The 20,465-nt window shown below is 69.5% G+C and carries 18 protein-coding genes and 1 tRNA gene; 9 read left to right on the forward strand and 10 right to left on the reverse strand.

Annotated features, from left to right (window positions below):
• Positions 1–5: 5 nt before the first annotated feature.
• From OG507_RS15685 to OG507_RS15695, 3 genes are all read left to right on the forward strand, one after another.
• Entirely contained in the window at positions 6–965 is a 960-nt protein-coding gene (locus OG507_RS15685; RefSeq protein ID WP_327367817.1) for an ABC transporter substrate-binding protein, read from the forward strand.
• An 18-nt stretch (positions 966–983) separates the two neighbouring features.
• On the forward strand, positions 984–2,432 hold the full coding sequence (locus OG507_RS15690; protein WP_327367818.1) for a purine-cytosine permease family protein: 1,449 nt from the start codon (positions 984–986) through the stop codon (positions 2,430–2,432).
• A gap of 78 nt (positions 2,433–2,510) precedes the next feature.
• Complete coding sequence (locus OG507_RS15695) at positions 2,511–2,930, forward strand: hypothetical protein (protein ID WP_327367819.1); 420 nt, start codon at positions 2,511–2,513, stop codon at positions 2,928–2,930.
• A 364-nt stretch (positions 2,931–3,294) separates the two neighbouring features.
• Here OG507_RS15695 and OG507_RS15700 read toward each other — a convergent pair whose 3' ends face one another.
• The gene (locus tag OG507_RS15700; protein WP_327367820.1) at positions 3,295–4,701 is read right to left on the reverse strand and encodes a cystathionine beta-synthase; all 1,407 of its coding nucleotides are present in this window, start codon (positions 4,699–4,701) and stop codon (positions 3,295–3,297) included.
• A 156-nt stretch (positions 4,702–4,857) separates the two neighbouring features.
• Here OG507_RS15700 and OG507_RS15705 point away from each other — a divergent pair, with 156 nt between their 5' ends.
• The 3 genes from OG507_RS15705 to OG507_RS15715 all read left to right on the forward strand — a co-directional run bounded on the left by OG507_RS15705 (position 4,858) and on the right by OG507_RS15715 (position 8,449).
• The gene (locus OG507_RS15705; protein WP_327371987.1) at positions 4,858–5,949 is read left to right on the forward strand and encodes an SGNH/GDSL hydrolase family protein; all 1,092 of its coding nucleotides are present in this window, start codon (positions 4,858–4,860) and stop codon (positions 5,947–5,949) included.
• Positions 5,950–6,106: 157 nt separating this feature from the next.
• A complete protein-coding gene (locus OG507_RS15710) occupies positions 6,107–7,327 on the forward strand; it encodes an acetyl-CoA C-acetyltransferase (RefSeq protein ID WP_327367821.1) in 1,221 nt (406 codons plus the stop codon).
• Between the two features lie 291 nt (positions 7,328–7,618).
• The gene (locus OG507_RS15715) at positions 7,619–8,449 is read left to right on the forward strand and encodes a hypothetical protein (RefSeq protein ID WP_327371988.1); all 831 of its coding nucleotides are present in this window, start codon (positions 7,619–7,621) and stop codon (positions 8,447–8,449) included.
• Positions 8,450–8,511: 62 nt separating this feature from the next.
• Here the strand turns inward: OG507_RS15715 and OG507_RS15720 are convergent, their stop codons facing one another.
• The gene (locus OG507_RS15720) at positions 8,512–8,829 is read right to left on the reverse strand and encodes a hypothetical protein (RefSeq protein WP_327367822.1); all 318 of its coding nucleotides are present in this window, start codon (positions 8,827–8,829) and stop codon (positions 8,512–8,514) included.
• 100 nt (positions 8,830–8,929) lie between these two features.
• On the opposite strand from OG507_RS15720, the gene OG507_RS15725 reads away from it, so the two are divergent.
• Positions 8,930–9,157 (forward strand): DUF4287 domain-containing protein, encoded by a 228-nt coding sequence (locus OG507_RS15725; RefSeq protein ID WP_266361054.1) that lies wholly within the window; start codon positions 8,930–8,932, stop codon positions 9,155–9,157.
• A 77-nt stretch (positions 9,158–9,234) separates the two neighbouring features.
• Here OG507_RS15725 and OG507_RS15730 read toward each other — a convergent pair whose 3' ends face one another.
• From OG507_RS15730 to OG507_RS15740, 3 genes are all read right to left on the reverse strand, one after another.
• A complete protein-coding gene (locus OG507_RS15730) occupies positions 9,235–10,122 on the reverse strand; it encodes a Bax inhibitor-1/YccA family protein (protein WP_327367823.1) in 888 nt (295 codons plus the stop codon).
• 99 nt (positions 10,123–10,221) lie between these two features.
• Positions 10,222–10,572, reverse strand: a complete 351-nt coding sequence (locus tag OG507_RS15735; protein WP_327367824.1) for an ArsR/SmtB family transcription factor — start codon at positions 10,570–10,572, stop codon at positions 10,222–10,224.
• A 201-nt stretch (positions 10,573–10,773) separates the two neighbouring features.
• Positions 10,774–10,859 (reverse strand) — tRNA-Leu (locus OG507_RS15740).
• A 467-nt stretch (positions 10,860–11,326) separates the two neighbouring features.
• Between OG507_RS15740 and OG507_RS15745 the strand changes: the two genes are divergently transcribed.
• Positions 11,327–12,094: an ABC transporter ATP-binding protein gene (locus OG507_RS15745; protein ID WP_327367825.1), complete on the forward strand. Its 768-nt coding sequence runs from the start codon at positions 11,327–11,329 to the stop codon at positions 12,092–12,094.
• Between the two features lie 56 nt (positions 12,095–12,150).
• Entirely contained in the window at positions 12,151–14,706 is a 2,556-nt protein-coding gene (locus OG507_RS15750) for an ABC transporter permease (RefSeq protein WP_327367826.1), read from the forward strand.
• A gap of 107 nt (positions 14,707–14,813) precedes the next feature.
• Here the strand turns inward: OG507_RS15750 and OG507_RS15755 are convergent, their stop codons facing one another.
• The 5 genes from OG507_RS15755 to OG507_RS15775 all read right to left on the reverse strand — a co-directional run bounded on the left by OG507_RS15755 (position 14,814) and on the right by OG507_RS15775 (position 20,345).
• Positions 14,814–16,118: a cyclopropane-fatty-acyl-phospholipid synthase family protein gene (locus OG507_RS15755; RefSeq protein ID WP_327367827.1), complete on the reverse strand. Its 1,305-nt coding sequence runs from the start codon at positions 16,116–16,118 to the stop codon at positions 14,814–14,816.
• A 293-nt stretch (positions 16,119–16,411) separates the two neighbouring features.
• Complete coding sequence (locus tag OG507_RS15760; RefSeq protein WP_327367828.1) at positions 16,412–17,797, reverse strand: NAD(P)/FAD-dependent oxidoreductase; 1,386 nt, start codon at positions 17,795–17,797, stop codon at positions 16,412–16,414.
• Positions 17,798–18,258: 461 nt separating this feature from the next.
• A complete protein-coding gene (locus OG507_RS15765) occupies positions 18,259–19,200 on the reverse strand; it encodes a Ppx/GppA phosphatase family protein (protein WP_327367829.1) in 942 nt (313 codons plus the stop codon).
• 81 nt (positions 19,201–19,281) lie between these two features.
• Positions 19,282–19,815, reverse strand: a complete 534-nt coding sequence (locus OG507_RS15770; RefSeq protein ID WP_124722936.1) for a DUF501 domain-containing protein — start codon at positions 19,813–19,815, stop codon at positions 19,282–19,284.
• 59 nt (positions 19,816–19,874) lie between these two features.
• The gene (locus tag OG507_RS15775) at positions 19,875–20,345 is read right to left on the reverse strand and encodes an FtsB family cell division protein (RefSeq protein WP_327367830.1); all 471 of its coding nucleotides are present in this window, start codon (positions 20,343–20,345) and stop codon (positions 19,875–19,877) included.
• Between the last annotated feature and the right edge of the window lie 120 nt (positions 20,346–20,465).

The raw sequence follows: 20,465 nt of genomic DNA on the forward strand, positions 1-20,465 counted from the left end.
CACCCATGACCCACCACCCCCACAGCCCTACCCGCCGCTCCCTGCTGGGCGGCCTCCTCGCCGCGGCCGCCGTACCCGCACTCGCGGCCTGCAGCAGCGGCATCACCTCGCTCGACGGCCAGGACGCAGGCAGCAGCGGCGGCGCCGGCTCCAGCGCCGGCGGCATCACCATCGGCACGGCCAACTTCACCGAGAACCAGTTGCTCGGCTACCTGTACGCCGAAGCCCTGCAGACCGCCGGAGTGAAGACGAAGGTCCGCGCCAACCTGGGCACCCGCGAGATCCTCATCCCCGCTCTCAAGGGCGGCGACATCGATCTGCTCCCCGAGTACCAGGGCGCACTCCTGCACTACCTCGACCCGAAGGCGAAGGCCACCGAGGAGGGCGAGATGCAGAACGCCCTGGCCATCGCCCTGCCCAAGGGCCTCCAGATCCTCCCGTACGGCATGGCCGAGGACTCGGACGCCTTCGTCGTCACCCCCGCGACCGCCGAGAAGTACGGCCTGTCCTCCCTCGCCGACCTGGCGAAGCAGAACGGAAAGCTCATCATCGGCGCGGCCCCCGAGGTGAAGAAGCGGACGGTCGGGGCGGTAGGCCTGAAGGACGTGTACGGAGTCGAGTTCAAGGAGTTCAAGTCGCTGGATTCCTCCGGACCGCTGGTCAAGGGGGCCCTGAAGAAAGGCGACGTCGACGTCGCCAACCTCTTCACCACCGACACGGACATCACCACCGAGGGCTGGGTGGTCCTCACCGACCCCAAGAACCTGATCCCCGGCCAGCACGTGGTCCCCCTGATCGCGGACCGCGCGGCGGACTCCACGGTCCGCAAGGCACTGGCCCGCCTGGGCGCCACGCTCACGACGAAGGACCTCACGGAGCTGAACCGCCTGGTGGACAAGGACAAGAAGGATCCAGAGGACGTGGCGCACGACTGGGCCGCGGCGCACGGCCTGGCACAGAAGTAAGCGAAAAGGAGCACCCTCATGGCCGACTCTCTCGTCGAGCGCCGCTCGATCGACGTCGTACCGGACGACGAACGTCACGGCACCGCGTTCAGCCAGTTCACGCTCTGGCTCGGCGCGAACCTCCAGATCACCGCCGTCGTCACCGGCGCGCTCGCGGTCGTCTTCGGCGGCGGCGCGTTCTGGTCGGTCATCGGTCTGGCGCTGGGCAATCTGCTCGGCGGAGCCGTGATGGCCCTGCACTCCGCGCAGGGCCCGCGTCTGGGACTGCCCCAGATGATCCAGTCCCGCGCCCAGTTCGGGGTGAAGGGCGCAGTCGTACCGCTACTCCTGGTGATCGTGATGTACGTCGGCTTCTTCGCCAGCGGCAGCGTGCTGGCGGGGCAGGCGGTCGGGGAGCTCACCCACCTCGGCGAGACGCCCGGCATCGTCATCTTCGCGCTGGTCACAGCCGTGATGGCGGCGATCGGCTATCGCGTCATCCATGTGCTCGGCCGGGTCGCCGGCGTGATCTGCGCGCTCGCCTTCGTCTATCTCGGCATGCGGCTGCTCGGACGCATCGACCTCGGGGCCGTCCTCGCCGACCGCGCCTTCGATCTCCCGATGTTCCTGCTCGCGGTCTCGCTCGCCGCGTCCTGGCAGCTGGCGTTCGGCCCGTACGTCGCCGACTACTCCCGCTATCTGCCGCGTACGACCAGTGCCCGCGCCACCTTCTGGTGGACGCTCTCCGGCTCGGCGCTCGGCTCCCAGTGGTCCATGGTCTTCGGCGTGCTGGTCGCGGCCACCGCCGGGGACGCGTTCCTGGCGGGCCAGGTCGGCTATGTCGTCGCCCTCGGCGGGACCGGTCTGATCGCCTCGTTCCTGTACTTCGTGATCGCGCTCGGCAAGCTGACCATCAATGTCCTCAACACCTACGGCGGCTTCATGTCGATGGTGACCGGCATCAGCGGCTTCCGCGGTCAAAAGACCCTCTCCCCGCGCGGCCGGGTTCTCTACATCACGGTCATCATGCTCGCCGGGACGGCCGTCGCCCTGCTCGGCAAGGACAGCTTCCTCACCTCCTTCAAGGACTTCCTGCTCTTCCTGCTGACCTTCTTCACCCCGTGGTCGGCGATCAACCTGGTCGACTACTACCTGATCTCGCGAGAGCGCTACGACATCCCGGCCCTGGCCGATCCGCGCGGGCGCTACGGCGCGTGGCGCTGGGACGCCCTGGCGGTCTACGGGATCGGGCTGATCGCCCAGCTGCCGTTCCTGGTGACGCACTTCTACACCGGGCCGCTGGTCGAGCCACTGGGCGGGGCCGACATCTCGTGGGTGATCGGCCTGCTCGTACCGGCACTGCTGTACTGGCTGCTCGCCCGCCGCAACACCGCGCACATCCCGGAACGTACGATCCTCCCCGCCCGGACGACAGCGGGCGAGAACAGCGGGACCGGCACCTCCGACGCCGCGGCCGCCCGCGCGTAGCCGGCAAGGACGCGCAGCCGGCAAAGAGGGGGGTTAGCCCCACTGCCCCCGGCGCCCCCGATTCGTACCGTAATGGACATGGATACCCGTGACCCTGAGCTCAAGAGCGAGCTCGATGCCACCCTGCACGCCCGTAGTGAGCTGGGTTCGGATTACGAGTCCGCGCTCGTCGAGTCGTTTCTGGAGAAGGTCGAACAGCGGCTCGACACCACGCTCGACCGGCGTGTCCGGCGTCATCTCGCCGAGCAGCAGGTGAGCGTCGCCAGGGGGGCGCGTACGGCGCAGCCCATGGGGAATTTCGGCGAGCGCTACGGCTTCGGGATCATCTCGCTGATCCTGGCCATCCCGCTGTCGGCGATCGGCGCCGCGACCGCTCATACCGAGGGCCTGGTCGTCGCGTGGTTCGGGATCGTCGCCGTCAACGCCGTGCATGCCGCACGCGGTTGGCCCTGGTTCCAGCGCCGCTCCGGGCGCGCGGGCTCCGACTGGGAGGACTGAGGGCGGCAGGGGCTACGCCTTGCACCTGCCCGTACCTCGCGTCCGGGCACATGGTTGTATCGCGGGGACCGCCGCACCCCCGGTTTCCCAGGGGGCGGGACGACGGCGGTCCCCGCGAGGGACACGGTCCGGGTCAGGGCCGGTCACCGCGTCCTGGCGACGGTGGAGGTCCGGGAGCCGCTCCGTAGTCCGTGTCGCCGTATCGGGTGTCGGCGGGTTTCCCTGCCGACACCCATCAATGTGCCGGACTCGTGTTAAGCCGGTGCTGCGCGTACGTGTCGCGCTCGTACCGTTTTCGCGAAGCCCGGCATCCCGGACCGCCTCGGCGTCCCGGACCGCCTCGGCGTCCCGACGCCGCGAAACGCTACGGCTTGCCGGCCGAGGCGTCCTTGGCGAGGAACGCCAGCAGGTCCTGCCTGCTGACCACGCCCTTCGGCTTGCCCTCCACCAGCACGATCGCCGCGTCCGCCGCGTTCGTACCGCCGAGCACCGACATCAGGTCCTCGACCGGCTCGCCGGAGCCGACCTGCGGCAGCGGCGGCGACATGTGCTTCTCCAGCGGGTCGGTGAGCGAGGCGCGCTGCGCGAACAGCGCGTTCAGCAGCTCCCGCTCCACCACCGAGCCGATGACCTCTGCGGCCATCACGTCCGGGTGACCCGCGCCCGGCTTCACGATCGGCATCTGCGAGACGCCGTACTCGCGCAGGACGTCGATCGCCTCGCCGACGGTCTCCTCCGGGTGCATGTGGACGAGCGTCGGGATCGCGCCTTCCTTGTGGGCGAGTACGTCCCCGACACGCGCCGACGGGCCGGTGTCCTCCAGGAAGCCGTAGTCGGCCATCCACTCGTCGTTGAAGATCTTGCTCAGGTAACCGCGGCCGCTGTCGGGCAGCAGGACGACGACCACGTCGTCCGGGCCGAGGCGCTGCGCGACCTCCAGGGCCGCCACGACCGCCATGCCGCAGGAACCGCCGACGAGCAGGCCCTCCTCCTTGGCGAGGCGGCGGGTCATCTGGAAGGAGTCCTTGTCGGACACGGCGACGATCTCGTCCGTGACCGTACGGTCGTACGCGCTCGGCCAGAAGTCCTCGCCGACGCCCTCGACAAGGTACGGACGCCCGGAGCCGCCGGAGTAGACCGAGCCCTCCGGGTCCGCGCCGACGATCTTGACCGAGCCGCCGCTGACCTCCTTCAGATAGCGGCCGGTGCCGCTGATCGTGCCGCCGGTGCCGACGCCCGCGACGAAATGGGTGATCTTCCCGTCCGTCTGCTCCCACAGCTCGGGACCGGTGGTCTCGTAGTGCGAGCGGGGGTTGTTCGGGTTGGAGTACTGATCGGGCTTCCAGGCTCCCGGCGTCTCGCGGACCAGCCGGTCGGAGACGTTGTAGTACGAGTCGGGATGCTCGGGGTCAACGGCCGTCGGGCAGACGACGACCTCGGCCCCGTAGGCGCGCAGCACATTGATCTTGTCCGTCGACACCTTGTCCGGGCAGACGAAGACGCACTTGTACCCCTTCTGCTGGGCGACGATCGCCAGGCCGACGCCCGTGTTGCCGCTGGTCGGCTCGACGATCGTGCCGCCGGGCTGCAGTTCACCGCTCTGTTCGGCGGCCTCGATCATGCGCAGGGCGATGCGGTCCTTGACCGAACCTCCGGGATTGAAGTACTCGACCTTGGCCAGGACCGTCGCCTGGATGCCGGCCGTGACACTGCGCAGCCTCACCAGCGGGGTATTGCCTACGAGACTGATCATCGAATCGTGGAATTGCACCGTGTACTCCGGGGTCTCCGAGATATTGCGGCAAGCGTATGCGTACCGGGGACGGGATTGGGCGAAGCGATTGAGCGACGGTCGCTGCGGGGCAGTTAGCTGTATGTACGGCGGTACGGCAACGAGGAGGTGGACCGGACTGTGTCAAGGGCAAGGGTGGCACGGCGGATCGCGGCGGGCGCGGCCTATGGCGGCGGCAGCATCGGGCTGATCGGCGCGGCGGCGGTGGGCGTACTGCTGGCGGAGGTCCAGCTGGCGAAACGGCACGTGGGCGGCGGCATCGCGCCGGTCCCGCCGAGCGCGGACGGGCGGTACGGCGTGGCGTTCGCGGGCCTGGAGGACCCGCTGCGGCTGGGGTTGCTGGGTGATTCGACGGCGGCCGGACAGGGGGTGCGCCGGGCCGGGCAGACACCGGGAGCGCTGCTGGCATCGGGGCTCGCGGCGGTCTCCGAGCGGCCGGTGGACCTGCGCAATGTGGCACAGCCGGGCGCCCGGTCGGACGATCTGGAGCGTCAGGTCTCGCTGCTGCTCGCCGACCCGTCCCGTACGCCCGACGTCTGCGTGATCATGATCGGGGCGAACGATGTGACGCACCGGATGCCCGCCACCCAGTCGGTGCGCTGTCTGACCACGGCGGTGCGCAGGCTTCGTACGGCGGGCGCGGAGGTGGTGGTCGGCACGTGCCCGGATCTCGGCACGATCGAGCCGGTCTACCAGCCGCTGCGCTGGCTGGCCCGGCGGGTGAGCCGGCAGCTGGCGGCGGCCCAGACGATCGGTTCGGTGGAACAGGGCGGACGCACGGTGTCGCTGGGCGACCTGCTGGGGCCGGAGTTCGAGGCGAATCCGCGGGAGCTGTTCGGGCCCGACAACTACCACCCGTCGGCGGAGGGGTACGCCACGGCGGCGATGGCGGTCCTGCCCACGCTCTGTGCGGTGCTCGGGCTGTGGCCGGAGTCCGACCGTCTGGACGGGGCCCGGCGCGAGGACATGCTGCCGGTGGCCAAGGCGGCGTCCCAGGCGGCCAAGGAGGCCGGTACGGAGGTCACGGGGGCGCGGGCGCCCTGGGCACTCCTCAAGCACCGCAGGCGACGGCGTCTGCCTGCGGCCACGGAGCCCCATCCGCACCCGGAGATGGACGGAGAAATGAACGGGGAGACGGACGCGGAACCACAGCGGGCACCCCAAGCGCCCTACGGCGAGTCGCAAGGGGGCTCCGCCGGGGAGTCGCACAACCTGCCTGCCAATTGACCGGCTCGACCGGCTCGACCGGTCCGATCGACTGAGCGGCCGCTTAGAAAAGAGGTCGGCGTCACATGCGCTGCCCGGTGACCAAGCACCTACGTACAGGTAACTTCCAAGTCAGCACCTGCCAGAACCCGCCTTCCAGCCCTCATGGAGCCGCGTGATGCCCGAAGCCGTGATCGTCTCTGCTGCCCGTTCCCCCATCGGCCGGGCCTTCAAGGGTTCGCTGAAGGACCTGCGCGCGGACGACCTGACCGCCACGATCATCCAGACCGCGCTGGCCAAGGTGCCCGAGCTGGACCCGAAGGACATCGACGACCTGATGCTCGGCTGCGGCCTGCCGGGCGGTGAACAGGGCAACAACCTGGGCCGCATCATCGCCGTACAGATGGGAATGGACCACCTTCCCGGATGTACGGTCACCCGCTACTGCTCGTCCTCCCTGCAGACCAGCCGCATGGCGCTGCACGCCATCAAGGCCGGCGAGGGCGACGTCTTCATCTCGGCCGGTGTCGAGATGGTGTCCCGCTTCGTGAAGGGCAACTCCGACAGCCTGCCGGACACGCACAACCCGCTCTTCGCCGACGCCGAGGCCCGCACCGCGGCCCGCGCCGAGCGGGGCGGCGACGACTGGCGCGACCCGCGCGAGGACGGCCTGGTCCCGGACGCGTACATCGCGATGGGGCAGACCGCGGAGAACCTGGCCCGGCTCAAGGGTGTCACCCGCCAGGACATGGACGAGTTCGGCGTCCGCTCGCAGAACCTCGCCGAGGAAGCCATCAAGAACGGCTTCTGGGAGCGTGAGATCACCCCGGTCACCACCCCGGACGGCACGGTCGTCTCGAAGGACGACGGCCCGCGCGCGGGCGTCACCCTGGAGGGCGTGCAGGGCCTCAAGCCGGTCTTCCGCCCCGACGGCCTGGTCACCGCGGGCAACTGCTGCCCGCTCAACGACGGCGCCGCCGCGCTCGTGATCATGTCCGACACGAAGGCGCGCGAGCTGGGCCTGACCCCGCTGGCCCGGATCGTCTCGACCGGTGTCTGCGGTCTCTCCCCCGAGATCATGGGGTACGGACCGGTCGAGGCCAGCAAGCAGGCGCTGAAGCGTGCCGGGCTGACCATCGACGACATCGACCTGGCCGAGATCAACGAGGCGTTCGCCGCCCAGGTGATCCCCTCCTACCGCGACCTCGGCCTGCCGCTGGAGAAGGTCAACGTCAACGGTGGCGCCATCGCCATCGGCCACCCCTTCGGCATGACCGGCGCCCGGATCACCGGCACGCTGATCAACAGCCTGCAGTTCCACGACAAGCAGTTCGGCCTGGAGACCATGTGCGTGGGCGGCGGCCAGGGCATGGCGATGGTCATCGAGCGGCTGAGCTGAGCTGCAGCGGAGGGTAGGGGTCGCCTGAGGCACGAAGGCGGCACCTGCCCGTCGGCCGGTTCCGAGCTCCGAGCGTGACCGAATCTCCCCCAGGATGTGACCTATGTCCTGGGGGAGAGTCATTCCCGCAGGTCACACCCATAACTGGGTTAAACCCCAGGCATAAAGACCTGTCCAATTCGTGACGTAATGCACTGACACAGGGTGCAGGTAGAAGACAAGCTGAGGTAGGAAGTCGGGGGATCGATTGAAACCGGGAGTATGTGAGTGAGCGCCTTGTCTCTTGCCCTGTTGCTGACCACCGCCGCCGCCACGGTCGTCGGTGCTGCCGCTCTGCACGCTGCTCACGGGCTGCGCAAGCAGATCACGGCTCTTCGTACGGAACTGGCCACGGCCCCCGTCCACGGTGCCGCGGTGCCCTCGCAGAGCCGCAGCGGCGTCACCGCGGCCGACGAGATACGCGCGGCGGTGGCCGAAGCGCTCGCCGAGGAGCGGGAGCGGGAGCTCGCCGAGGCCCGCGCCTTCTGGGCCACCCAGGAAGCGCGCGATGCCGCCGATGCCCCCTCGCTGCTGGGCGGGCTGGCCGGCATGGGCGAGGACGCGCCGTTCTTCCTGCCGCGCCAGGCCGACTTCGCGGGCCTTGAGGCGATGGACCTCGACGCCACCGAGGCGCTCGAAGAGCTGACGGAGCTGGCCGAGCTGGCGGAGATGACCGAGCTGCCCGAGACGGCGGAGTTCGCCGAGGACTCCCCCGAGCTGGCCGCGGCCCGTCGCCGCCACCCCTCGCACCCCGATTTCGTACCGGTGCAGACCCCGGTGGTCACCGACCACGAGCGCACCGTGAGCCGCCTCGAAGAGCTCGCCGACAGCCGTACGGAGCTCGCCGACGTGCGCCCCGGCCCGCTCGGCACCCTCGATGTCTATGTCTTCGCCGACGGCACCACGCTCTGTATGACCCCCGGCCACCGCGAGACGGCCGAGCGCCTGGCCGAGTCGCTGCTCGCGGGTGAGCATCCGGTACTGCTGGGCGGCTCCGGTGTCTCCGGTGCGTACGCCCTGACGTTCTCCTGCGGCAAGGAGAACGTCTACATCCTCGCCGACCGCGTCATCGCCTCGTTCTAGCCCCCGGCGCATCCGGGCGGAGCGGCTCTCGCCGGCCGCCGCCCTCCGGCCATCGCCCGCCGCTACGCGAACGCCCGCGCAGCCGCCTCCGTAACGAATTGCACGGCCTCGTCCAGCTCGGCAGACGGGGCCGTTTCCAGTGCCACCGCCAAGTCACGGCCCGCTACGGCGAGTTGGTCGCCGATTGCGAAGATCCCGGCGTCCGCCATGATCCGCGGCTCCCGGTCCGGAGCCTCGATGCGCTGGGCCCGCAGGGCCAATTCCCTGGCCGTGGCCAGCCCTTCGGCAGCCGCGCCGCGCTGCAGACGGCTCTGCGGGGCGGCACGCAGCCGGTCGGCGAATCGGTCCACGGCGGTGATCAGCGGGGTCGTATCGAGCACTCCGCGACCCTACGCGCCCCCCGGGGATGGTTGCCAACGGGCCGATGCTCGGGCACGGTGTCGGGAAGGACCAGCAACGCGCACTGCGTCGGAGGCGCCGATGTCCCAAGTCTTCTCCGAAGAGACCCATCGCAATCTGCTCTCCCGAATCCCCCGCTGCACCGGTCGTGAAGTCTCCGACTGGCTCCGCACCGTCGAGGAAGGACCCGCTCTCCGCTTCGAGGAGAAGGTCAGCTGGCTGCGGAGCGAACACGACCTCGCCTACGGACACGCGAAGGCACTCATCCACGAGTACGACCTGAGAAGGGCGGCGCGGAAGCTGCTCTAGGCACGTACGAGACCCGGACAGGCGGAACGGCCCGCAGGCGGTGCCTGCGGGCCGTTCCGTCGTGCGGGGCGGTGCGGTCAGTCGTCGCCGCTGAGGATGGAGAAGAGACGCAGCATCTCCAGGTAGATCCACACCAGGGTCATGGTGAGGCCGAAGGCCGCCAGCCAGGACTCCTCGCGCGGGGCGCCGTAGGCGATGCCGTCCTCTACCTGCTTGAAGTCCAGGGCCAGGAAGCACGCACCGAGGATGACCCCGATGACGCCGAAGAGGATGCCGAGGCCGCCGCTGCGGAAGCCCAGGCCGTCGCCCCCGCCGAAGACGGCGAACAGCAGGTTGACCACCATCAGGAGCATGAAGCCCACGGCGGCGGCCATCACGAAGCCGTAGAAGCGGCGGGTGACGCGGATCCAGCGCATCTTGTACGCGAGAAGCACACCGGCGAAGACACACATGGTGCCCAGCACCGCCTGCATCACGACGCCCGGCCCGATGTACGTGCTGACCGCGCTGGAGATCACTCCGAGGAAGACACCCTCGAAGGCCGCGTACGAGACGATCAGCGCCGGGGACGGCCTGCGCTTGAAGGACTGGACGAGCGACAGGACGAACGCCACCAGGGCGGCGCCGATCGCGATGCCGTAGGACTTGCCGAGGTTGGCCTCGTCGACCGGCAGCAGGGCCCAGGCGAGCGCGGCACCGAGCACCACGGTGCCCAGTGTGATCGCGGTGCGCGTGACGACATCGTCGATCGTCATCGCACCGGAACGCGCCGGTGCCTGCGGGACGCCGTACTGGGTGTCCGGCTGGGCGTAGGGGTTGGTGGCGTACGGGTTCGCGGCGGTGCCCTGCGCGTACGGGTTGGCGCCCGCTGCGGTGGCCCCGGCCTGCGGCGCCGCGTTGAAGCCCGCGTAACCGTTGTCGCGGCTGAAGCCCCGTCGCGAGAAGACCGGGTTGCTGCTCCTCATCTCACTCCTCCATGGCCACCCTGCGTGGCCTTCCCATAAGAGTAATGGGTAGGCAAAAGAATCAGACTAGTGCTTGGGGAGGATCTTTGGGGAAGTCGCCTAGGACCTGTCCCCGCTTTCCCTGTCCGTGGCACGCAGATCGGCCAGGAGTTCGGCCTGGCCTGCGAGGACGTCGGACAGGATGGTCCGGGCGACCCGGAGGAGCTCCGCCACCTGCGCATTGGTCAGGGAGTAGTACACGCCCGAGCCCTCCCGGCGTGCGACGACCAGGTTGGCCCGCCGCAGCACGGCCAGCTGCTGCGAGAGATGGGCGGGCTCGACCCCGATCGCGGACAGCATCTCGGACACCGCGTGATCCCGCTCACTGAGCAGTTCCAGCACCCTGATCCGTACGGGGTGCCCGAGCGTCTTGAAGAACTCCGCCTTCAGCTGGTACAGGGGCGCGCTCATCGAACCGGCCTCGTGCATCGCGTCCACCCAGAACTTTTCGCCATGGGGCCATCCTCGCGCGTCCGCTCCAACGTGCGGACCTCGTGAATTCCTAAGATTAGCAATTCGGAATGCCCTGGGGCAGGTGCGGGAAGGAGCGCCGTGGCGGCGGCACCGGAAGACCACGCGATGGCTCGTGCCGGCGTCCCGTCGTGCGCGCTGTGGTGCCCGGAACCGGACTCGAACCGGTACGCCCCCGAGGGGCAGCGAGGTTTAAGCTCGCCGTGTCTGCATTCCACCATCCGGGCCTGGCGCGCGGCTCCGCGTTGGCACATGACCCTATCCGGGGGCTTCCTCTGATCAGCGGATCAGTGGCGCGATGTTGTCTTATTTTATTGACCGTTTGAGGGATCGTCAGCACTCGCGAGAGGGCATCGCCACATGCCTGGGCGGGGTAGCGGGCGCGGCGGGCGGCAATCCGGATTGACGTAAAGTCGCCGCACCCGCTCGGCCGATCGAACAGGAACCCGAGGCGCTTCCCGGTCGCGCGGGACGGCTCGCCGTGCGGGCCGCCGGGGTCGTACCCGCGTCAGGGTCGGTGTCATACCCGAGGAGGACGCACAAGCCCCCTCGGTGCGACTCAAGACGGCCCCTGGAACGGGCACGGGGGCTGACGATCCGCGGGGTTGCGGCGGTGACGATGGAGGGGTTCCCAAAGCAACCGACCCCGCCCCCCGGACGAGCCCTCGGCCGGAGCCCGAATCAGGAGTTTCCCGTGACCACTTCCACCGCACACCGCGTCACCACGGTGGCTGCCCGCGCCACGGATCTGTCGAAGGTCTACGGAGAGGGCGAGACCAGGGTCACGGCCCTGGACCGGGTCTCCGTGGACTTCCCGCGGGGCGAGTTCACCGCGATCATGGGCCCGTCCGGCTCCGGCAAGTCCACGCTGATGCACTGCGTGGCCGGCCTCGACAGCTTCAGCAGCGGTTCGGTACGGATCGGTGAGACGGAGCTGGGCTCCCTCAAGGACAAGCAGCTCACCCAGCTCCGCCGGGACAAGATCGGCTTCATCTTCCAGGCGTTCAACCTGCTGCCGACCCTGACGGCACTGGAGAACATCACGCTCCCCATGGACATCGCGGGCCGCAGGCCGGACAAGCAGTGGGTGGACCGGGTCATCGACATGATCGGGCTCGCCGATCGGCTCAGCCACCGGCCCGCCCAGCTCTCCGGCGGCCAGCAGCAGCGCGTCGCCGTCGCCCGCGCCCTCGCCTCCCAGCCCGAGATCATCTTCGGTGACGAGCCGACCGGAAACCTCGACTCACGCTCCGGCGCCGAGGTGCTGGGCTTCCTGCGCAACTCCGTACGGGAGCTGGGACAGACCGTCGTCATGGTGACCCACGACCCGGCGGCGGCCTCCTACGCGGACCGGGTCGTCTTCCTCGCGGATGGCCGGATCGTCGACCAGATGATGCACCCCACCGCGGACGGGGTCCTCGACCGGATGAAGGCGTTCGACGCCAAGGGCCGCACCAGCTGATTCCGCCCTTCCCCGCGCCCTCTTCCGGCCCCCTCCCCATCCCAGGACTGACAGACATGTTCCGTACTGCCCTGCGCAATGTGCTCGCGCACAAGGCCAGGCTGCTGATGACCGTCCTCGCCGTGATGCTCGGCGTTGCCTTCGTCTCCGGCACCCTGGTCTTCACCGACACCCTCTCGAACGCCTTCCGAAGCCAGTCCGCCAAGAGCTACGACAACGTGGCAGTGGCCGTCACCTCGTACGGCGACCCGAGCGACCCCGAGGCCGACCCCGGCGTCTCCCAGAAGACCCTCGACAAGATCCGCGCGCTGGACGGCGTCGCCGCCGCGTACGGCCGCGTCGAAGGCTTTGCCGGGGTTCCCGACCCCGACGGCAAGCTCATCGACGGCACCTTCGGCAGCCCCAAGGGCGCCAACTTCGCCCCCGGCAAGGACGGCAAGGACCCCGCCTACACCTTCACCGACGGATCGGGTCCGCTGAAGGCCGACCAGATCGCGCTGGACGAGGGCACCGCCGCCAAGGGCGCGTACGAGGTCGGCGACCGGGTCCGGGTCGCCAGCAACGGCCCCGTCAAGGAGTTCACCCTCAGCGGCGTCTTCACCACCGACGACGGCGAGGTGAAGGCCGGCGGAAGCCTCGTGCTCTTCGACACGGCCGTCGCTCAGAAGCAGTACCTCAAGGAGGGCTGGTACCAGGACGTCACCGTCGTCGCCGCCGCCGGCGCCGACGACACGAAGCTCCTCGACGCGATCGAACCGCTGCTGCCGAAGTCCGCCGGGGCCAAGACCGGCCAGGCGATCGCCGAAGAGCAGGCGAAGGACATCGAGTCGGGCCTGGGCGCCCTCAAGCAGGTGCTGCTGGGCTTCGCCGGCATCGCGCTCTTCGTCGGTATCTTCCTGATCTCCAACACCTTCTCGATGCTGGTCGCCCAGCGCACCAAGGAGCTCGCGCTGATGCGCGCCGTCGGCGCCTCGCGCAAGCAGATCACCCGCTCGGTGCTCATCGAGGCCGCAGTCGTCGGTGCGATCGCCTCGGCGATCGGCTTCGTCATCGGCGTCGGCCTGGCGCTCGGGCTGCGCTCGGGCATGGCCGCGTTCGGCATGAAGGTCCCGCCCGGACCGCTGATCCTGACCGCCACGCCGGTGATCGCCGCCCTCGCCGTCGGCGTGCTGATCACGATGCTCGCCGCCTGGCTGCCGGGCCGCAGGGCCGCGAAGATCCCGCCGGTGGCGGCGATGAGCAGCGTCCACGCGGTCGCCACCACCAAGTCGCTGGTGGTACGGAACTCCATCGGCGCGTTCATCACCGCGCTCGGCGCGGCCGCCATCGTGTGGGGCGCCGGAATGGGCGGCGACGACGGCCGCCTCCGTATCGCGGCAGGCGCGTTCTTCGCGCTGATCGGCATCATCGTCCTGATCCCGCTGCTTTCGCGGCCCGTCATCGCGCTCATCCGCCCGCTGCTCACCGGCCCGTTCGGGGTCTCCGGCAAGCTGGCCGGGCAGAACGCGGTCCGCAACCCGCGCCGCACCGGCGCCACGGCCTCCGCGCTCGCCATCGGTCTGACGCTGGTGACCGGTCTGTCGGTGCTCGGTGTCACGGTCGGCCAGGCCCTCGACAAGATGACCACGGACAACATCAAGGCCGACTACATGGTCGTGATGGCGAACGGCGGTGACCTCGACCAGTCCGCGCTGACCGCCCTGGAGAAGGCGGACGGCGTGAGCGCGGTCTCGCCGCAGCAGTCCGTGTACCTCGAACTCAGGAAGGGCGGCAAGGCCGGGAGGGACGGCTTCGTGTCGGCGTCGGCGGTCACCCCGGGCGCCATCGAGCAGGTCCTGAACATCGACGTCGTGCAGGGCGGCCTCGGCTCGCTCGCCGAAGGACGGATCGCCGTCGCCGAGAAGACGGCCGAGAAGAGGGGCTGGAAGGTCGGCACGGACGTCCCCGTCACCTTCGGCGACAAGAAGCAGGGCACCCTGACGGTCGGCGCGGTCTACAAGGACAGCGAGTTCGTGTCCCCCGTCATCGTCAGCACCAAGGTCGTCAACCCGCACGAGGCCAAGCCGTTCATCCCGCAGATCTTCGTCAAGATGGACGGCGGTCAGACCGCGGCGAACGAGAAGGCCCTGATCAGCGCCCTCGGTGAGAACCCCGCCATCACGGTGATGGACCACCAGGACATCCGCGACCAGTTCGGCGGAATGATCAACCTGATGCTGAACATCCTGTACGGTCTGCTCGCGATGGCCCTCCTCATCGCCGTCCTCGGTGTGGTCAACACCCTCGCGATGTCGGTCTTCGAGCGGCAGCAGGAGATCGGCATGCTCCGCGCGATCGGTCTCGACCGGCGCAGGGTGAAACGGATGGTCCGGCTGGAGGCCGTGGTCATCTCCCTCTTCGGCGCACTGATCGGCATCGGCCTCGGCGCGTTCCTCGGCTGGGCGATCGGCGAGACCATCAGGGCGTCGATCCCGGGCTACGAACTGGTCCTGCCCTGGGACCGGATCGGGATCTTCCTGGTGCTCGCGGGACTGGTCGGCGTCCTGGCCTCGCTGTGGCCGGCCCGCAGCGCCGCGAGGCTGAACATGCTGAACGCGATCAAGACCGAGTAGCAGCCGGCCGGCACCAAGGCGGCCGAGGGCCGGTACGCGCAGTACGGAACTGCGGGTACCGGCCCTCGGTGTGTTCCCTCCGGTGCCGGAGTCTCCCTGTCCCGGTGTCAGCCCTTCGCCGACGCCGTCCAGTCGCGGGCCCGCAGCGGTATGCGGGAGGCCCCGCCCTCCGCCGGGCGCACCACCAGGATCTGGTTGACACCGATCTTGTTGTGCTCGAAGGAGAGGGCGGAGGCGGCCATGTAGAGGCGCCAGACCCTGGCCCGTCCGGGCGAGGTCATCCGAACCGCACGGTCCCAGCCCTTCTCCAGGTTGGCGACCCAGCCGCGCAGGGTCAGCGCGTAGTGCTCACGGATCGACTCGACGTCACGGGCCTCGAAACCCGCTTCTTCGAGGGTGGCCACGGTGCGTCCCACCGGGGCCAGTTCGCCGTCCGGGAAGACGTAGGAGTCGATGAACTCGTCCACGTGGTACGCGGACTCGTCCTTCTCGGGGCGGCGGGCGATCTGGTGGTTGAGCAGCCTGCCGCCGGGCTTGAGGAGCGCGTGGAGGGCGTCGGCGTACTCGCGGAAGCGGACCGAGCCGACGTGTTCCGCCATGCCGATGGACGAGATGGCGTCGTACGGGCCGTCCCTGACGTCCCGGTAGTCCTGGACCCGGATCTCGATCCGGTCGGTCAGGCCCTCTTCCGCGATGCGCTTCCTGGCGTAGGCGGCCTGTTCGACGGAGAGGGTCACTCCGGTGACCTTGACGCCGTACTCACGGGCCGCGTGGATGGCCATGGAGCCCCAGCCGCAGCCGACGTCGAGGAGGCGGTCGCCCTCCTTCAGCGCGAGCTTGCGGCAGACCAGGTCGAGCTTGTCGCGCTGGGCGTCCTCAAGGTTTCCGTCGTCCTCCCAGTAGGCGCAGGAGTAGACCATGGACGGGCCGAGGACCAGTTCGTAGAAGTCATTGCCCACGTCGTAGTGGTGGCTGATGGCCTCCTTGTCGCGGCGCTTGGTGTGGAGGGTGCCGGCGCGGCGGCGTACCTCCTCGGGCGGCGGGGGCGGCGGGGGCCAGGGGCCCGCGAGCTGCAGCAGCCCCTTGCCGAAGGCCCGCACCTTCGGGTCGCGGACCGGGTGGACGCTGTCCTTGGCCTCCGCGCCGCGGTCCCAGATCAGCGAGGCCATCAGGTCCAGGGCCTCGTACAGGTCGCCTTCGATGTCCAGCTCGCCCGCCACCCAGGCGCGGGCCAGGCCCAGTTCGCCCGGCTTCCAGAGCAGCCTGCGCAGCGCGCGGCGGCTCCGGATGACCAGGACGGGGGCACCGGGCGGTCCCGATTCGCTGCCGTCCCAGGCCCGGATACGGACCGGCAGCCCTTCTCCCAGCAACTCCTCGGCGAGATCGGTCAGCCGCGATGCGGCGTCTGCCATGGCGCACACCTCCGTGATGGTGTTCCCAATGTGCCCAAACATGCCCAACCATGCGTGCAACCACGCCGGACACCCACGGCGCCACGACGCGGTACGTACTCCTCAACAGTCTGCGAAGCACGGGCCATCCCGCTACGGCGCAATGGAACGGCAAAATACCTGTACGGCACATATACCCGCGGGTACGCCGCCCACGGGTCCGTCCGTCGGAAACCGCAAACACCGAAAGGGCCGCCCGCACCACGGATGGCGGACGGCCCCTTCGGGCGTTGTGCACGTACTGCGCGGGCGGGCTAGGAGGCCTTCGCCTTCTCGCCCTCGGCCTTGACGGCGGCCGGTGCCGGGGCCGGCTTGGCGGCCTCGTAGAACTCCTCGCGCGGCGTCTCCATGGCGCCGAGCGAGACGACCTCGCGCTTGAGGAACATCGCAAGGGTCCAGTCGGCGAAGATCCGGATCTTACGGTTCCAGGTCGGCATGGCCAGACCGTGGTAGCCACGGTGCATGTACCAGGCGAGACGGCCCTTGAGCTTGATCTTCATCTTGCCCATGACGATCATCGCAACGCCCTTGTGCAGCCCCAGACCGGCGACGGCACCCTTGTTGGCGTGGCTGTACTCCTTCTGCGGGAAGCCCCGCATGCCGGAGATGACGTTGTCGCCGAGGACCTTGGCCTGACGCAGCGCGTGCTGGGCGTTCGGCGGGCACCAGGCGTTCGGGTTGCCGGCCCTGCGGCCGACCAGGTCCGGAACCTGGGCGTTGTCGCCCGCGGCCCAGATGTAGTCGGTGCCCTGCACCTGGAGCTTCTCGGAGGTGTCCACGTGACCGCGCGGACCGAGCGGCAGACCGAAGCGGGCCAGCGCCGGGTTCGGCTTCACACCGGCCGTCCACACGATCGTGTTGGAGTCGACCTCCAGGCCGTTCTTCAGCACGACGTGACCGTCCACGCAGGAGTCCATGGAGGTCGAGAGGAAGACCTCGACGCCACGGGACTCCAGGTGCTCCCGGCCCCAGGTGCCCAGCTTCGGGCCGACCTCGGGAAGGATCTTGTCGGCGGCGTCGACGAGGATGAAACGCATGTCCTCGCGCTTCACGCTCGTGTAGTACTTCGCCGCGTCGCGGGCCATGTCCTCAACCTCGCCGATGGTCTCCGCACCGGCGAACCCGCCGCCCACGAAGACGAACGTCAGCGCCCTGCGCCGGACGTCCTCATCGGTCGTCGAGTCGGCCTTGTCCAGCTGCTCGAGGACGTGGTTGCGCAGGCCGATGGCCTCCTCGATGCCCTTCATGCCGATGCCCTGCTCGGCGAGGCCGGGGATCGGGAAGGTGCGGGAGACCGCGCCCATCGCGATGACCAGGTAGTCGAAGGGCAGCTCGTAGGCCTCGCCGACGAGCGGCGCGACCGTGGCGACCTTGCGGTCCTGATCGATGGTCGTGACTCGGCCGGTGAGCACCTCGGCCTTCGGCAGTACGCGTCGCAGCGGGACGACGACATGCCGGGGCGAGATGCTGCCGGCGGCAGCTTCGGGGAGGAAGGGCTGGTAGGTCATGTACGACCGGGGGTCGACGACCGTGACGGTCGCCTCGCCGTAGCGCATCTTCTTCAGAATGCGCCGAGCTGCGTACAGGCCTACGTACCCACCGCCTACTACGAGGATCCTGGGACGCTCCGTGGTGCTCATGCCATCGAGTATCCACCCCCCTCGCGGGGAGGGCTCGTGAGCCCCTTCACAAGGTTTGACCCACCCTCTGCTACACTTCGCCGCCCGCGTAACCGAGGTCATGACACCGCAGGGGAACCACGGTGCGGTTGCGAACGTTGTTCACCGCCTGTGAGCTGGCCGTTGAGCCGGAGAACCGGGCGAGCCGCCGTCCCGATTCACACTCCGGCAACGCGTCCGGAACAGTCCCGTATCGACAGGGAACGACCCCGCGAGCGGCCCCGGATGGCCATACGGACCAGAACTGCCCTCCACCGGGCCGAATTCCTTGTGAAGAAGTTCACGAACTTCGTTGCGACGTGTCCCGCGGAGTACCCCCCGGGTGGCCCACGCGGGCTCATAAGTGCAGGCCAAAGAGCGCATGAGCACCGTTCCGGCACCCTGCAAAAGGCCCGTCGCGCCCCGCCCGCGCACCGGCGGAGCTACGCGATCGACCAGCCGATTCCGTCGAGGATGTCGTGCTCGCTGACGACGATCTCCCGGGCCCCGGTCCGCTCCATCACGGCGAGCAGGATCAGCGCCCCGGAGGTGATCACATCGACCCTTCCCGGGTGCATCGCGCCGATCGCGGCACGCTCGGCGTGGGTGGAGGCCAGGAGCCGTCCGGTGATCTCCTGGACCTGGCCGAGGGCGATACGGGAGTGGTGGATCGCCTCGGAGTCGTACGCGTCGAGTCCCAGGGCGATCGCGGCGACGGTGGTGACCGTGCCGGCGAGGCCGACGAGGGTGGCGGCCCCGGTGAGGGGGACGCTCTCCTCGGCGAGATCGAGGGCGGCTTCGATGTCGGCGCGGATCGCGGTGACCTGGCCCGGGGTCGGGGGATCGCTCACGACACCGTCGTGCACGAGGTGCCGCTCGGTCATCCGTACGCAGCCGATGTCCACGGAGCGCGCGGCCCGCACATGGTCGTCGCCGACGACGAACTCGGTGGAGCCGCCGCCGATGTCCACGACGAGATACGGCTTCGCGAGGTGATTGCGGCCCGCGAGCTCCTTGGTGGCGCCGGTGAACGAGAACTCCGCCTCCTGGTCGCCGCTGATCACCTCGGGCTCGACGCCCAGGATGTCCAGCACGCCGCGGACGAACTCGTCCCTGTTCTCCGCGTCGCGGGAGGCGGAGGTCGCGACGAAGCGGACCTTCTGCGCCCCGTGCTCCTTGATCACCTCCGCGTACTGACGGCAGGCCGCGAACGTACGCTCCAACGCCTCGGGCGCGAGCCGCCCGGTGCGGTCGACGCCCTGCCCGAGCCGGACGATCTCCATCCGGCGATCGAGCTCGACGAGCTCACCGCTGGACGGATCCGCGTCGGCGACGAGCAGACGGATGGAGTTGGTACCGCAGTCGATGGCGGCCACGCGGCTCATGAAGTACTCCCGAATCAAGCAGATGGAGCCCCTCCGGCGATCGAGGAGCGGGGGCCGGGGGCAGAGCCCCCGTGGCGACGGTCAGCCCTCGTCCGGCGCGCCGCACGGCGAAACGCAAGGCCCCTTGCGCCACCACTCCGGCAGCATCGCGATCGCCTCGTCCCCGAGCGGGTTCACCCCGGGCCCCGCGGCCAGCGAGTGCCCGACCAGTACGTGCAGGCACTTCACGCGGTCCGGCATGCCCCCCGCACTCGGAAAGCCCTCAAGCACCTCGATGGCATCGCGCCGCGCGATGTAGTCCTCGTGCGCCGCCCGGTACGCGGCGGCCAGCTCGGGGTCCGTACCGAGACGCTCGGTCATCTCCTTCATGACGCCGTTCGCCTCCAGCGTGCCGATGGCCGACGCGGCTCGCGGGCACGTCAGGTAGTACGTCGTCGGGAACGGCGTACCGTCCTCCAGCCGGGGCTGTGTCTCGACCACGTCCGGGTTGCCGCACGGGCAGCGGTGCGCGATCGCGCGCAGCCCGCGCGGCGGGCGGCCCAGCTGCTGCTGGAACGCGGCGATGTCCGCCTCGGTGGGCGCGGTGGACTCGGTCTGCGGAGGGGGGGTTTCCATGCCTGCCTAGGTTCTGATCGGGCTGCTCGAACTGCGGTTCTGCAGATGGATGAAGTCGGTCAGTCGCGGTCGGCGCTGTCCACGCCGTCCCAGAGGTTGGAGTGCCACGGCCGCCCGGACTCGTCCGTCTCGCCGTTGCGCTCCTTGACCGCGTCGGGGTCGATCACCGTGTAACCGGTCTCCCCGGGGAGAAGGTAGTGCAGATGCTTGCGGGCCAGCTGCCTGATGTACGCATCGTCCTGGAGGCGCGCCTTCTCGTCGCGCAGTTCCTCGGTGCGGGCCCGGGCCTCCCGTGCCATGCGCTCCTGGTCGGCGATCTCCTCACGCTGCGACACGTACTGGCGCATCGGGTACGCGAGCGCGACCACCAGGGAGCAGACGACGAGGGCGAGGAAGGCCGCCCTGCCGGTGAGGCGGGAGCGGCGGGCCTGACGGCGGTTCTGCGACCGGTAGACGCGGGCGGCGGTCTGCTCGCCGAGCAGCCGCAGCCGGGTCGCGGTGGAGAACCGGTCCCGGTCCTTCGCGGCCATGTCCCCGCCTCCCCATTACGCACGTCCGTCCCCGCACACGGTACGGGACCGAGTGCGGGGACGGACGGAGGCCGGGGCCTTCGGGCCCGTGACGGGCCGTCGGATCGGCCCTTGGCCGGA

The sequence above is a fragment of the Streptomyces sp. NBC_01217 genome, from assembly GCF_035994185.1.
GTDB lineage: Bacteria > Actinomycetota > Actinomycetes > Streptomycetales > Streptomycetaceae > Streptomyces.